Annotated in this window: 12 protein-coding genes; 6 read left to right on the plus strand and 6 right to left on the minus strand. The window is 63.5% G+C overall.

Going from position 1 to position 13,535, the window contains the following annotated elements:
• Window positions 1-5: 5 nt before the first annotated feature.
• From LB513_RS17500 to LB513_RS17515, 4 genes are all read right to left on the minus strand, one after another.
• Window positions 6-674, minus strand: a complete 669-nt coding sequence (locus LB513_RS17500) for an aminotransferase class IV family protein (protein WP_224664754.1) — start codon at window positions 672-674, stop codon at window positions 6-8.
• Window positions 623-1,768, minus strand: coding sequence for an aminodeoxychorismate synthase component I (locus LB513_RS17505; RefSeq protein WP_224664755.1), 1,146 nt, complete (start codon window positions 1,766-1,768; stop codon window positions 623-625). Before LB513_RS17505 ends, LB513_RS17500 begins: the two co-directional genes overlap by 52 nt.
• 233 nt (window positions 1,769-2,001) lie before the next feature.
• Window positions 2,002-2,871, minus strand: coding sequence for a proton-conducting membrane transporter (locus tag LB513_RS17510; RefSeq protein WP_224664756.1), 870 nt, complete (start codon window positions 2,869-2,871; stop codon window positions 2,002-2,004).
• A 352-nt stretch (window positions 2,872-3,223) separates the two neighbouring features.
• A complete protein-coding gene (locus LB513_RS17515) occupies window positions 3,224-5,035 on the minus strand; it encodes a M3 family oligoendopeptidase (RefSeq protein WP_224664757.1) in 1,812 nt (603 codons plus the stop codon).
• 211 nt (window positions 5,036-5,246) lie between these two features.
• Here LB513_RS17515 and LB513_RS17520 point away from each other — a divergent pair, with 211 nt between their 5' ends.
• The 3 genes from LB513_RS17520 to LB513_RS17530 all read left to right on the plus strand — a co-directional run bounded on the left by LB513_RS17520 (window position 5,247) and on the right by LB513_RS17530 (window position 9,364).
• Window positions 5,247-6,788: a sigma-54-dependent transcriptional regulator gene (locus LB513_RS17520; RefSeq protein WP_224664758.1), complete on the plus strand. Its 1,542-nt coding sequence runs from the start codon at window positions 5,247-5,249 to the stop codon at window positions 6,786-6,788.
• A gap of 368 nt (window positions 6,789-7,156) precedes the next feature.
• Window positions 7,157-8,992, plus strand: a complete 1,836-nt coding sequence (locus LB513_RS17525) for a DUF882 domain-containing protein (protein ID WP_411962715.1) — start codon at window positions 7,157-7,159, stop codon at window positions 8,990-8,992.
• Between the two features lie 168 nt (window positions 8,993-9,160).
• Window positions 9,161-9,364: a hypothetical protein gene (locus tag LB513_RS17530; protein WP_224664760.1), complete on the plus strand. Its 204-nt coding sequence runs from the start codon at window positions 9,161-9,163 to the stop codon at window positions 9,362-9,364.
• Window positions 9,365-9,432: 68 nt separating this feature from the next.
• Here LB513_RS17530 and LB513_RS17535 read toward each other — a convergent pair whose 3' ends face one another.
• On the minus strand, window positions 9,433-10,071 hold the full coding sequence (locus LB513_RS17535) for a 2-dehydro-3-deoxy-phosphogluconate aldolase (RefSeq protein WP_224664761.1): 639 nt from the start codon (window positions 10,069-10,071) through the stop codon (window positions 9,433-9,435).
• A gap of 193 nt (window positions 10,072-10,264) precedes the next feature.
• Between LB513_RS17535 and LB513_RS17540 the strand changes: the two genes are divergently transcribed.
• From LB513_RS17540 to LB513_RS17550, 3 genes are all read left to right on the plus strand, one after another.
• Window positions 10,265-11,194, plus strand: coding sequence for a rhodanese-related sulfurtransferase (locus LB513_RS17540; RefSeq protein WP_224664762.1), 930 nt, complete (start codon window positions 10,265-10,267; stop codon window positions 11,192-11,194).
• A gap of 113 nt (window positions 11,195-11,307) precedes the next feature.
• The gene (locus LB513_RS17545; protein WP_224664763.1) at window positions 11,308-12,051 is read left to right on the plus strand and encodes a tellurite resistance TerB family protein; all 744 of its coding nucleotides are present in this window, start codon (window positions 11,308-11,310) and stop codon (window positions 12,049-12,051) included.
• A 218-nt stretch (window positions 12,052-12,269) separates the two neighbouring features.
• Window positions 12,270-13,025: an SDR family oxidoreductase gene (locus LB513_RS17550; RefSeq protein WP_224664764.1), complete on the plus strand. Its 756-nt coding sequence runs from the start codon at window positions 12,270-12,272 to the stop codon at window positions 13,023-13,025.
• A gap of 28 nt (window positions 13,026-13,053) precedes the next feature.
• Here the strand turns inward: LB513_RS17550 and LB513_RS17555 are convergent, their stop codons facing one another.
• The gene (locus LB513_RS17555; RefSeq protein WP_224664765.1) at window positions 13,054-13,428 is read right to left on the minus strand and encodes a YciI family protein; all 375 of its coding nucleotides are present in this window, start codon (window positions 13,426-13,428) and stop codon (window positions 13,054-13,056) included.
• Between the last annotated feature and the right edge of the window lie 107 nt (window positions 13,429-13,535).

Below are 13,535 nucleotides of genomic sequence, written 5' to 3' on the forward strand. Positions count from 1 at the left end.
CAGTCTTACGGGCAAACCAGTCTCGCGGCGATCAAGCCGCGCAGCGAGTTGCCGACGAACAGCGCCTTGGCTGATCTGAGATCGCCCAGGCTGTAGATCGCTTCGCGGGCGCGGCCTTCGTCCAGAAGCTCGGCCCGCAATACACCAGGCAGCAGGCCGCAGTCGAGCCGGGGCGTCGCCAACACTCCGTCGCCGAAATCGGCGAAGACATTGGTGATGGTGCCCTCGCAAATTTCCCCGCCCTCATTGGCGAGCAGGACCTCGTCGGCCTGGGCGAGGGGATATTCGGCGCGGGCATCCGTGTAGAGCTGCCGCCGGCTGGTCTTGTGGCGCAACAGCGTGTCGCGTGAATCGAGCCTGGTGCGTGCCAACCGCAGGATCCAGATCCTGTCGGCGGCAAGCGGTTCGTAGGGCTGGGCCGATGCGGTTGCCTTGCCGTCGCGCGACAGGACGAGGCGCGTGCGCAGGGCCGAGCTGGAGCCGCTGACCGCATCGCGAAGCACCTTGCCGATCCGTCCAGGGTCGCAGGCAAAGCCGAGCTCCGCCGACGAGGCGCTGAGGCGGGCAAGGTGACGGTCGAAGCGCAGGAAGCCAGCGCCGGGCTCCCAACGCAGGGTCTCGATCAGTTGGAAACCGGCGGGGTCCCCGTCGCGAAGCGCGCTTTCAAGAGACACTCCTGATACTCCTCCTCGGCGGTCGAATCGAAGACGACGCCGCCACCGACATTGTAGACGGCCTCGCCGCTGGAAAAGAGCGAGATGGTGCGGATCGCCACCGAAAAGCGCATCGTGCTGTCGGGCGCGATCCAGCCGATGGCGCCGCAATAGGCGTCGCGCGGCGTGCCTTCCAGATCGCGCAGGATTTCCATGGCGCGGATCTTCGGCGCGCCGGTGATCGAGCCGCAAGGAAACAGCGCCGCAAAGATCTGGCGTATCGTAAGCCCCGGCAGCAGTTTCGCCCTGACATCGCTCACCAGCTGGTGGACCGTCGGATAGGTCTCGACGCGGAACAGCGCCGGCACCTCCAGCGTGCCGACCTCGCTGATGAGCGAGATGTCGTTGCGCAGGAGATCGACGATCATCCGGTTCTCGGCCTGGTTCTTCTCGTCATTGCGCAGGAAATCCTTCTGCCTCTCATCCTCCGCCCCGTTCGCGCCACGCGGAGCCGTTCCCTTCATCGGATGCGTCTCGATCATGCCCTCTCTGTCGATCTCGAAGAACAGTTCGGGCGAGCGGGACAGCACAATGGGATCGCCAAGCGTGATCAACGCGCCGTATTTCACCGGTTGGCGTTCGGTCAGGGCGTCGAATGCCGCCAGCGGATCGCCCGACCATTGCGCATGCACCGGGAAGGTCAGATTGCCTTGGTAGCAGTCGCCTTGCCTGATGTGCTGGTGGAGCCGGGAGAAGCGCCTGGCGTAGTCCCTGGCCGACCAGGTGGCCCTGGCGTCGAAGATAGGCCCGTTGAGCGCTGCCCCGTCGCGGGCCGGCACCGCCTCTTCGACCGGAGCATCGAAGATCCCCAGACACAGAAGCGGGACGCGGCGTCCGCTCGGAAGCAAGGGGGCGAGTTTCGGCTCGAGCAGGTAGCCAGCTTCATAAGAGAAATAGCCGGCCAGCCATTTGCCGGCGTCGTGGGCGGCTTGCGCCGCCGCCAGGGCGGGCAGGAAATCCTCGGCTTCATGCGCGAGGATGACATCGGCCGGCCGATCGAAAACGAGCTGGCGCGCGCTTTCGTCGTTACGGAAAATGGCGGCGGGCAAGGACATGGGACTCGGGCGATGCTGGGTTCGATGAAGCCGTTGACCGCTCTATATGGGGGGCCGGTTGCGCGCAATCGAACGAACGGCACGAAGCCACCCATAGCCGACCTTGGCTGACTTTGCGCCAACTCGATGGTTCGTCGTCCCAGCAAGAAGATATTTCCGACCAGCTCTGTTGCTCAAGGCAACCGGCGGCGCGTGTCCCGCCGCCGGCCGATCCTATGGGATATGCCTGTCGCTCAGCTGTTGTTCGTGGTTCCCGCCGTCGGAAACTGTTTCGCGAAGGCCGTCTCGTCGCCTGCGGCCAACAGCCTGGCCTGCTCGATCCAGCGTTCACGCGCGATGCGGCCATCGAAATTCATCACGTCCTCGATCCGCTTGATGTCGGCCGCGGTCCAAGCGGCGATCTGGGCGAAGCTGGTGACGCCTTGCGCCATGAGCAGCTTCTCATTGACCGGGCCGATGCCGATGAGCCGGCGAAGAATGTCGGGCTTCGCGGCCGGCGCCTTCGCCGTCGGCGCCGCCTTCCTGGCGGCGGACTTGGGTGTCACCGGACTCTTCTTGAGCGGACCTGAGGTGGACTCCGCCGTGCTTGCAGGCGGGTTCGACGCAGCCGACGTCGGCGTCGCCGATTTCGCGGCCGGTGCCTTTGCGACTGGTACCTTGGCGACGGATGCCTTGGCGACGGATGCCTTAGCGGCAGATGCCTTCGCGGCGGGCACATTGGGTACCCTTGCGGAAGCTGCCTTGGCAGGTGCTGCCTTGGCGACGGCGGGCTTGGCCCTTACGTCCCGTGCGGAGGTGGATTTCACCTTGGCGGGCGTCGCCAGCAGAGCAGCCGGCGCCTGGCCTTCCGGTTTGGCCGCGCCTGATACGGCGGCGGGCGTTGTCTCGTTCAGCCTGCGCTCTAGATCCGCGCGGGCCTTGCCCGATGCATCGAGTTCGCCGGTCAGCCGTTCGCTGGCGGCCTGCAGCTTGTCGCGTTCGCCGCGCGTACGGCCGAGATCGCCGCGCAGGCTGTCGAGTTCGCCACGCAGACGGCCCCAGATGAACCAACCAACCAACACGCCTACCAGGAACGCCAGGACCACATAAAAATAAGTGTCCATTGTCTCTCTCCAGTCGGATCCGCTCGCCGTGGTCGTGACCTTTGGCGAAGGACCTCTCGATGGTATTCCGCGTCTCGCGGAACAGCCGGCTTCCGTTCGAGCTGTCGACGCCAAGCTGTGTGTGCCGTGGCCAACGGCTGTTGTCGCCTGCACCGACATGACAGGGTCGTACGAGACTTTTCCCGCCGACCCGCATGCGACGGCCGAGCTTGGAATAAAGGCTATCATAGAGCTTGCGGAAAGCTATGGTGGAAACTTCCGCGTAAAGCTGTTCAAGTACAAATATTGCCTCAAGAACAGTTTCATGCCGACATGGGTGCCGGATAAACTGTTCTCGCCGCTGAAAGACGCCTCAGCCCTCGAGCGCTTCCAGCTCGTCGATCAGGCCGCTGATCACGCCAAGGCCGATCTGCCAGAAGGCGGGGTCGGTGGCGTCGAGCCCAAAGGGCGCCAGAAGTTCGGAATGATGTTTGGTGCCGCCCGCACGCAGCATCTCGAAATACTTGTCCTGGAAGCCGCGTTCGGCATTCTGGTAGACCGCGTAGAGCGAGTTTACCAGACAGTCACCGAAAGCATAGGCGTAGACGTAGAAGGGCGAATGGATGAAATGCGGGATGTAGGTCCAGAACACCTCGTAGCCGTCGCGAAGCTTGATCGCCGGGCCAAGGCTCTCTGCCTGCACTTCGAGCCAGAACTGACCGATCCTGTCGGAGGTAAGCTCGCCATTCTTGCGCTCGGCATGTACCTTTCGCTCGAACTCGTAGAAGGCGATCTGGCGCACGACGGTGTTGATCATGTCCTCGACCTTCTGGGCGAGCATGGCCTTGCGCTCGCGCCTGTCGGTTGTCTGGTCGAGCAGCGAGCGAAAGGTCAGCATCTCGCCGAACACCGACGCCGTCTCGGCCAGCGTCAGCGGGGTCGATGCCATCAGCGCGCCCTGGCCGCTGGCCAACACCTGATGCACCCCATGTCCGAGCTCATGCGCCAGCGTCATCACATCGCGCGGCTTGCCCATGTAGTTTAGCAGTACATATGGATGCGCCGACGGCACGGTCGGATGCGCGAAGGCGCCGGGAGACTTGCCCGGACGAACCGGCGCGTCGATCCAATTGCGGTCGAAGAAGGTCCGCGCGATCTCCGCCATGTCGGGCGAAAAACGCTGATAGGCGGACAGCACCGTGTTCCTGGCCTCGTCCCAGCCGATGACCGCCTGCGGCGTGTCCGGCAATGGCGCGTTGCGGTCCCAGTGGTTCATGACATCCATGCCCAGCCAGCGCGCCTTCATCGCGTAGTAGCGATGCGACAGGCGCGGATAGGCTTCGCGCACGGCCGAGGCCAGCGCATCCACCACGCCCCGCTCAACGCGGTTGGCGAGATGGCGTGAATCGGCGATATCCTCGAAGCCGCGCCAGCGGTCGGAAATCTCCTTGTCCTTGGCCAGCGTGTTGGTGATCAGCGTGAACGTGCGGACATTCTCGCGGAAGGTCGCGGCCAGCGCCTCGGACGCCCGGCGACGCACTTCGCCATCGGCATCCTGCAAGCGGTTCAGCGCCGGTTCGAGCGACAGCTCCTCGCCGTCGACGTCGAAGCGAAGGTCGGTCATCGTCTCGTCGAACAAACGGTTCCAGGCGCCACGGCTGGTGATCGATTTCTCGTGGAAGAGCTGTTCGACACGGTCCTCGAGCTGGTAGGGCTTGTCCTTGCGCAGATCGAGCACCCATGGGCGGTAATGGCCGAAGGTGGGGTCGGCGGCCAGCGCGCTTTCGATCGCGGTATCGTCGATGAGATTGAGTTCGAGCGCGAAGAACAAGAGGTGCGCGCCTGCGTCGGTCATCTTCTCCTGAACGTCACCATAGAGCTTGGCGCGCGCCGGATCGGCGGTGTTTCCGGCGTAGACCAGGCCGGCATAGGAGACGATGCGGCCGATCAGTTCCTCGAGGGCCTCGTAGGCGACCAACGCTTCGCCCAGCTTGCCCGCTTCGCCTCGCCCGGCCTCGGCGGCCAGCGTGCCTTTCCAGCGGCTCTCGAAGGCGATCGCTTCACTGACGGCCCTGGCGATATCGCGCCTCAGTTCCGGTGCGTCCATGCCGGCATAGAGATCGGCAAGGTTCCATTCCGGCAAATTGCCAAGCTCGGCGGCGCCCTGGCCAGACGTCGGCGCCATAAGGTGGCGAGCGGAAGCCGGATGCTCAGGAAGCATGTGCCCAAAAACCATGTGAATTACCGTTACCTTCCGTGGCCAATGTTCAGGGCGAACGAGAAGCCAATCAAATCCTAAGGAATTCGTTCACCGGGTTTTTTGAAAGCTTATTTAGAACCCTGTGCCAAGATGGTCCACAGGCCAGAGTTCCTCGGGCGGCACAGTCACATCAGTCATGACAGGTTCCATACTTATAGTCGATGACGATCCCGTGCAGCGCCGGCTGCTCGAGGCGGCGGTGACGCGGTTCGGACATGTCGCGACTGTCGTCGATGGCGGCGCGGCCGCCCTCGACGCCCTGGAGGGGCAAGGCGCCGGCGAGGTGTCGCTGGTTATCCTCGACCTTGTCATGCCCGGTCTCGACGGGATCGGCGTGTTGAAAGCGATGCGCGAACGCGGCATCAACGTCCCTGTTATCGTACAGACCGCCCAGGGTGGCATCGAGACGGTGGTTTCCGCGATGCGCCACGGCGCCTTCGACTTCGTCGTCAAGCCGGCGTCGCCCGAAAGGCTGCGCTCTTCGATCGCCGACGCGCTCAAGGTGGAAGCCGTCGAAGGCGAGGTCAAGCGCACGTCGCGGCGGCGCGGCGGGCTCCTGACCTTCAAGGACATGATCACGCACAGCCCGGCCATGGACAGGGTGATCCGTCTTGGCCAGAAAGCGGCGGCATCGAATATACCGATCCTGATCGAGGGTGAATCCGGGGTCGGCAAGGAACTGGTGGCACGCGCCATTCAAGGCAGCGGTGACCGCCGCTCCAAACCCTTCGTCACCGTCAATTGCGGCGCCATTCCCGACAATCTGGTCGAATCCATCCTGTTCGGGCACGAAAAGGGGTCGTTCACCGGTGCCACCGACAAGCACACCGGCAAATTCGTGGAGGCGCATTCGGGAACCTTGTTCCTGGACGAGATCGGCGACTTGCCGCTCGACGTGCAGGTCAAGCTGCTGCGCGCCGTGCAGGACGGCGAGGTCGATCCGGTCGGCGGGCGCGGCACCGTCAGGGTCGATATCCGGCTGATCTCGGCGACGCACCGCAACCTCCTGGAACAGGTCAAGGACGGCAAGTTCCGCGAGGATCTGTTCTATCGGCTTAATGTCTACCCGATCTTCGTGCCACCGCTGCGCGACCGCCGCGACGATATTCCTTATTTGGTCGCGCATTTCATGGACAAGGTGGCGCCGGTCGGCCAGCGTCATCGGCTGCAGGGCATCTCGGCCGCGGCCCTTGCCGTGTTGGAGGCCTATGACTGGCCCGGAAACATCCGGCAGCTCGAGAACGCCGTTTTCCGAGCCTCGGTGCTGTGCGAAGGCGATGTGTTGACGATCGAGGACTTCCCCCAGATCCGGGCTCAGGTGGAAGGGACAATCAACCTCGACGCCGACAGCGTCGCTTCCTTGCCGTCCCCGCCCGTGGATGCACGGCCGCGCCTCGGGGCAGGACTGTCCGATATCGGGGCGCCCGAGCCCGAATCGGATGCACCGACCAGATTGCTGCCACGCCTCGGAACGCTGCGGGCGCTCGACGAACGCGGAAATGTGCGCGCGCTGGCCGAGGTCGAACTGGAGATGATCAAGCTCGCCATCGATCATTATAACGGCCAGATGAGCGAGGTGGCCCGCCGGCTCGGCATCGGCCGCTCGACCCTCTACCGCAAGCTTAAGGAATACGGGATCGATCCGGAGACCGGCCGAATCGATCGCCTCGCCTCCTGACTCCCAGGCGCTTCTGCGCGATGGCCCCGGAAGAACCCCGCGTTTTTACGGCTTTAGGCCGAATTGAGGCAAACTGATGGACACCTCTCTTCACGCATTGAGGCTATCGGTAACAGATCGTGTTCCGGCAAACGCTGAAATCTGATCTAAACCAGCGGTTTACCAAGAAACCCTGTGGACAAATTTTGACGGGATATCGCCATGGTGTTACCGTATTTCAGCTTCAATAAGCGATGATTAACCATTAGGATCGATATTCGGATGTGTCATTCCACGTCCGTTTGTGCAAATCCGGGGACAAACGGCAGCCTGCAGGGCCTTTTGATTTGAACAGAATCGAACGACACACGAACGGGCGGCACCATCATTTGAACGTCTGGCCGAGATGGTTGGCGGCATTGATCGTTGCGTGTGGTTTCGTAGCCGCGGCCGCCACCGGCGCCAGCGCAGAGACGCGTTCGCTGAAGCTCTATCATCTCCATACGCATGAGAAGGCCGAGATCGTCTATAAGCGCAATGGCCGCTATGACGCCGCTGGCCTCAGGAAAATCAACATCATCCTGCGCGACTGGCGTCGCAACGAACCGACCAAGATGGATCCGCGCCTGCTCGACCTCGTTTGGGAAGCGTATCGCGAAAGCGGCGCGACCGACTATATCCAGGTCGTCTGCGGCTATCGCTCTCCGTCGACCAATTCGATGCTGCGCAGCCGTAGCCGGGGCGTGGCCGAGAAAAGCCAGCACATGCTCGGCAAGGCTATGGATTTCTACATTCCCGGCGTGCCGCTGAAGAAGCTGCGTAACATCGGCCTGAAGATGCAGGGCGGCGGTGTCGGCTTTTATCCGACCTCCGGCTCGCCTTTCGTCCATATGGATGTCGGCAATGTGCGCCACTGGCCCGGCATCAGCCGCCAGGAACTGGTCAGCCTGTTCCCCAACGGCAAGACGCTGCATGTGCCGAGCGACGGCCGGCCTTTGCCCGGCTATGAGCAGGCCCTCGCTTCCTACAAGGCCCGCAAGGGTTCGGGTGCTCCGGCCATCGAGATGGCCAGCGCCGGGCGCAGCGGCAAGAAATCCGGCGGCTTCCTGGCTGCCTTCTTCGGCGGTGGCGGCGACGACGAGGCTGACGACAGCGCCGATGTCGAGGTCGCTTCAGCCGCTCCCGCGCCCAGGTTGAAGAGCGTGAAACCCGCGCTGGCGACGGCCAAGAGCAGCAAACTGCCGGGCATTGCAATCGTGGCGCCGGAGGATGCGCAACGCGCAGACATCCCGCAGATTGCCGAAGATCAGGACGCGGAGCCGGCAAGGGATACGCCGGAGACCATCATCGCGGCACTGCCTTCGCGCAGCATTCCGTTGCCTGATTTCGCGCCGCGGCCCAAGACAGATGTCGGCGCGCAATCGCCTCAGGACGTACCGTTCGCGATGGCGGAGGCGTCCACGACCGAGCAGGCCGTGGCGACTGCGCAGGCTCCGGCGAGCGTGCCCTTCGGCAACACCGATCCTGCAGCGGCAGCTGTAGCTGCCGATCCGGCCCGTGTCGCCCTGAACAACATACCATTGCCGACCTGGCGTCCGACGCGTTCCTTGCCAGCGGATCTGGCACCGCCCCCCAGCAAGGATGTGCTGATGGCGCTTGCCGATACGGCTGAACAAGGCAAGGCCGCGGCCGATGCATTCTCGGTGCTGCCAACGGCACGACCGGAGATGGCGCGGCCGGACGAGGTCAAGGCCGTGCTCGACAAGGCCAATGCCGAGGTGGCAGCCGCCGACGAATACCGGGTCGCTTCCTTGTCCGAACCGGTTCCGGTTATGAACGATCAATCCGATTCGGATGCGGCGTCCCCTCGTGAAGTCGTGGCCGCTCGCCCCGCAGGCTCCGATCCGATCGCCGCGATCGGCGCCGGTGTGAAGACCACGCGCAAGGAACCGAGGGCCACGGCCCGCGATCTGAAGCCGGGTCCCAAGGCCATGGTGGTTGCCGCCGCGCCGCAGGCCGCTCGCTGGGCATTGACCAGCGGCGAGACCGTCACCGCCGTGTCGAGCGCGACGACAGCGCCGGGCTATGCCTACAGCATCGTGCACACGCCACCGAGCGAAGTTTACACGACCGGATTCGAGCCGGGCAATCAGGTGGCCGATGCCAATCGCTTCACCGGCAACGCCGTCAAGTTTCTTTCGGTTGCCCGTTTCCAGACCAAGTAACGCATCGGGCGATCAAGAAGCCGCGCCGGGTAACCAGCGCGGTTTTTTGCTGCGTCGCGGGTAGTCCCCTGCCAACGGTCTTCACGCCTGTCTGACATTGCCGTGATGACGGAACGGCCCGTTCATTCAAGGGTTTCTCGTCGGTAGTTTCCAACCCTCGGGGATATCATGAAGAACATACTATTGGCATCGGTCATAGCACTCGCAACCGCTTCTGCGGTCATCGCTCCAACCCAGGCGGCGACCGTTGTCGTCAAGACGGACAATCATATGCATCACATGCACATGATGAAGAAGCATTGCCGCACCAAGGTGGTGACGACCTGGAAGCACCATCACAGGGTGACCAAGGAGATCAAGGTCTGTAGCTAACCGCTCAGGATCGATCTGACTATCCCGGTCGGCGCAAGCCGGCCGGGATTTTTCCAGGCGTGGCCAAGCTATTTCCCAAGCTGGCTTGCAGCGCGCGCGAGCGCCTCGATCTCATCCCATTTGCCTGCTTTCACCAGCTCATCTGGCGCTACCCAGGAGCCGCCGACGCAGACCACATTGGCCAGATTGAGATAGTCGGCCGCATTCTTTCCCGTGATGCCGCCGGTCGGGCAGAATTTCACGTCGGCGAGCGGCGAGGCGAAAGCCTTCAGCGAGGCGATGCCTCCGGACTGTTCGGCCGGGAAGAACTTCAGGAACCGCAGGCCCGCCTCGCGCGCGGCCATGATCTCGCCGGGCGTGATGGCACCGGGCAGCAGCGGAACCTCGCTGTCGGCTGCCGCGGCAAGAAGCTCGCGAGTGATGCCTGGGCTGACGATGAATCGCGAACCGGCGCTGGCAGCCTGTTCGAACTGGTGGGCATCCAGAATGGTGCCGGCGCCGACGATGGCTTCCCCGACTTCGGCGGCCACGAGCCGGATTGCTTCCAATGCATCTGCGGTCCTCAGAGTAATCTCGATCGCCGGCAGGCCGCCACGCGCCAGCGCGCGGGCCAGTGGCACGGCGTCGGCTACATTGGCGATCCTGAGCACCGGAATGACAGGCTGGCCGTTGAGGAGCGACAGGATGTTTTCGGTCTTGCTCGGCACTGTGGCTCTCCGCTTCGATAGCTATTTCAACCGATTAGCAGACGAGTGTTTTTCTGTCCACGAAACGAAGCGTATCACGATGTCACACGGAGCCGGGCATCGGTCCGGCCACCAACTCACAAGCAATGGTGTACGGATGTCGACAACGCCAGCCTTGAACCGGCGGACGCGAGCGGCTAGTTGCTGCCTTGCCATGACATCGTCACTGCAAACAGACGCTATCCGTGTCGCCGCGCTCTACCGCTTCGCCCGGCTCGACGCGCTTGAAACTCTGCGCGCGCCGCTTGCCGCCTTCTGTTGCGCGCGCGGCATCAAGGGAACGCTGCTCCTGGCGCGCGAGGGCATCAACGGCACGGTCGCCGGCAGCATTGACGACATCGCCGCTTTGATTTCCCATATCGAATCCATCGACGGCCTGGCCGGCCTCGAGGTCAAGTACAGCAGCGCCACCGAAATGCCTTTTCACCGGATGAAGGTTCGGTTGAAGCGTGAGATCGTCACGATGGGTATCGAGACGATCGACCCGACGACAGGAGCCGGCGCCTATGTCGCTCCGGCCGACTGGAACGAGCTGATTTCAAGGCCGGACACGATCGTCATCGACACGCGCAACGCCTACGAAGTGTCGCTCGGCACCTTCAAGGGCGCCGTAGATCCGGAAACGGCGAGCTTCCGGGAGTTCCCCGCCTGGGTGGAAGCGCACCGGGATGAGCTGCAGGGCCGCAAGGTCGCGATGTTCTGCACCGGCGGGATACGCTGCGAAAAGGCGACGGCCTACGTAAGATCGCTCGGCTTCGAGGACGTGTTCCACCTGAAGGGCGGTATTCTGCGATATCTCGAGGAGGTTCCGGCCGGAGAGAGCCTCTGGGAAGGTGAATGCTTTGTTTTCGACGAGCGGGTCTCGGTGTCGCACGGTCTCGCCGAAGGCGATGCGGAGCTTTGCCGCGCCTGCCGCCACCCGCTGACCGCGGAGGAACGGAATTCGCCAAAATTCGCTACCGGGGTTTCCTGCCCGCATTGCTTCGATGCCCGTTCCGACGAGGACCGCCGACGCTATGCCGAACGCCAGCGGCAGGTGGAGCTGGCGCAGGCGCGGGGCAAGGGGCCTCATATCGGGTCCTGAAGGTACATCGGCCGCTCGCGGTGCGGCCATTATCATTGTAATGTCAGGAAGCGGGACCTACCTCAGCGACGTTCGAAACCGCCCGTTCGGCCGGGCAATCCTGGAGGCACTGAATGTTCGACCCCAAGAAGCTTCTCGACGATCTGCTCGGCTCGCAAGTTCCCGGCAGCGGCGGCACCGTTCGCGACAGAGCGGATCAGGCCGTGCAGATGGCCAAGGATAATCCGCTTGCCGCGGGCGCGCTTGCTGCCGTGCTGCTGGGCACCGGGGCGGGTCGTGAAGTAACTGGGGCCGCAGTCAGGCTTGGAGGATTGGCCGCGATCGGTGGCCTCGCCTACAAGGCCTACCAGAACTACAAGTCCGGGAATGCACCTGAGCAGCAGGCACCCACGACGGGGGAGCCTGAACTTCTGCCGCCGCCACAAGACACCGCCTTCCATCCGTCGCAGGCGCCGCAGGGCGAAGACGAATTCACGTTGACCCTGATCCGCGCCATGATCTCTGCCGCGAAGGCCGACGGCCATATCGACGACGAGGAACGCCAGAAGATCGCCGGCAAGCTCAGCCTTTCCGGGATCGATACGGAGGCCGAGAGCTTCCTGATGGCGGAGCTGGAGAGCCCGCTCGATCTCGACACGCTGGTGGCCGGCGCCACGACAGACGCGCAGAAGCTCGAACTCTATACCGCGTCGCGCCTGACGATCGATCCCGACACGCGCGCCGAACGCGGCTATCTCGACCTGCTTGCCGGACGGCTCGGCCTGCCGGACGCACTGGTCGACCATGTCGAGGCGACCGTTTCGGCTGCCAAGGTGCCTGCCGAGCCGACGGGCACATCGCCCAATCCGCGCTGGTAAGTCAAAACGGCACAACAGGCCGACGCTCTGTTAACCGTTCGTTAACCGAGCAGGCGCATGATTCCTGGCAGTCGGACCGGCTTTCCTCCTCCCAAGCGCGGTTCAGATCGGGGCGGTCGCAAATGGCCGCCCTTTTTCGTGGCGGGCATGTTATCCGCCTGTCCGGCTTGTCACGGCGCCGATCATTTGCGATGGCTGCCTTCTGCGGAGGATGCCCAATGACAGATCAACGAACCGCCATCGTCACCGGAGCCGGTACCGGCATCGGCAAGAGCGTCGCCACGGCACTGCTGAAAAACGGCTGGAACACGGTGTTCTGCGGGCGGCGCAAGGCCCTGCTCGAGCAAGCGATCACCGAGGCCGGCCCGACAGATGCAAAGGCCTTGGCCGTTGCCTGCGACATCAGCAAGGCCGACGAGGTCGGCGCTATGTTCGAGGCCGTCGTTGCGACTTTCGGCCGGGTCGACCTGCTCTTCAACAATGCCGGCATGGGATACAAATCGACGCCCATCGACGAGATCCCGGTCGAGGTCTGGCACGACGTGGTCGGTGTCAATCTCACGGGCTCGTTCCTGTGCGCCCGGGCCGCTTTCGGCGCGATGCGCCGGCAAAGCCCGATGGGCGGCCGGATCATCAATAACGGCTCCGTCTCCGCTTACGCGCCAAGGCCAGGTTCGGTGCCCTATACCGCGACCAAACACGCCATTACCGGACTCACCAAGACGCTGGCGCTCGATGGCCGTCCCTATGACATCGCCTGCGGCCAGATCGACATCGGCAATGCTCTCACCGACATGGCGCAGCCGATGACCGTGGGCGTCCCGCAAGCCAACGGCACGATATCAGCCGAGGCGGTGATGGATGTGCGGCATGTCGCCGACGCGGTCCTGCACATGGCCAGCCTGCCGCTCGACGCCAACGTGCTGTTCATGACGGTGATGGCAACCAAGATGCCGTTCGTCGGCAGGGGCTGAGCGGCACGAGCCGAGAGGCTGTCGCGGCTCATTTGCCCGCCAGCGGCACGCCGGGTTTGAAAAGCAGAATGGGCCTGATCTCGTAGACGGCCGTCGTATTGACGCGGCGAAGTTCTCTGGCGATGGCAATGGCGTCGTCCCTTATGGCACAGTCGACGACATAGAGACCGAGCAACTGTTCCTTGGTCTCGGCGAAGGGGCCGTCGATGACCACGCCGTCGCCGGGACCCCGCAGGGTGCATGCGTCCTGGGTCGCCCCCAGGCGCGCGGACGGGCCAAGCGTACCTTCCTCATGCAGCCTGGTGCCGATCCGCAACAACTCGGCCATCAGGTCGGCGTCCTCTTGCGGCGTCAGCGCCTTGACCGAGCTTTCCACGTGATAGGCAAGAATTGCGTAAAACATCCGGGCACCCATTTCGATCGTTTCGGCGAGACCCTAGAGCGTTTCACGTTTTGACGGAAGCGTATCCTGCGTTTTCAAAGTAGTTCCTGCATTCGGTTGCCTCGATG

The sequence above is a fragment of the Mesorhizobium sp. ES1-1 genome (assembly GCF_020164785.1).
Classification (GTDB): Bacteria; Pseudomonadota; Alphaproteobacteria; order Rhizobiales; family Rhizobiaceae; genus Mesorhizobium.

What these genes read in the sequence shown, in the direction of transcription:
- LB513_RS17540 (WP_224664762.1), top strand. Translation starts at nt 10,265, where the DNA reads ATGACATCGTCACTGCAAACAGACGCTATCCGTGTCGCCGCGCTCTAC.
- LB513_RS17555 (WP_224664765.1), bottom strand. Translation starts at nt 13,428, where the DNA reads ATGTTTTACGCAATTCTTGCCTATCACGTGGAAAGCTCGGTCAAGGCG.
- LB513_RS17550 (WP_224664764.1), top strand. Translation starts at nt 12,270, where the DNA reads ATGACAGATCAACGAACCGCCATCGTCACCGGAGCCGGTACCGGCATC.
- LB513_RS17545 (WP_224664763.1), top strand. Translation starts at nt 11,308, where the DNA reads ATGTTCGACCCCAAGAAGCTTCTCGACGATCTGCTCGGCTCGCAAGTT.
- LB513_RS17520 (WP_224664758.1), top strand. Translation starts at nt 5,247, where the DNA reads ATGACAGGTTCCATACTTATAGTCGATGACGATCCCGTGCAGCGCCGG.
- LB513_RS17505 (WP_224664755.1), bottom strand. Translation starts at nt 1,768, where the DNA reads ATGTCCTTGCCCGCCGCCATTTTCCGTAACGACGAAAGCGCGCGCCAG.
- LB513_RS17510 (WP_224664756.1), bottom strand. Translation starts at nt 2,871, where the DNA reads ATGGACACTTATTTTTATGTGGTCCTGGCGTTCCTGGTAGGCGTGTTG.
- LB513_RS17515 (WP_224664757.1), bottom strand. Translation starts at nt 5,035, where the DNA reads ATGGCGCCGACGTCTGGCCAGGGCGCCGCCGAGCTTGGCAATTTGCCG.
- LB513_RS17530 (WP_224664760.1), top strand. Translation starts at nt 9,161, where the DNA reads ATGAAGAACATACTATTGGCATCGGTCATAGCACTCGCAACCGCTTCT.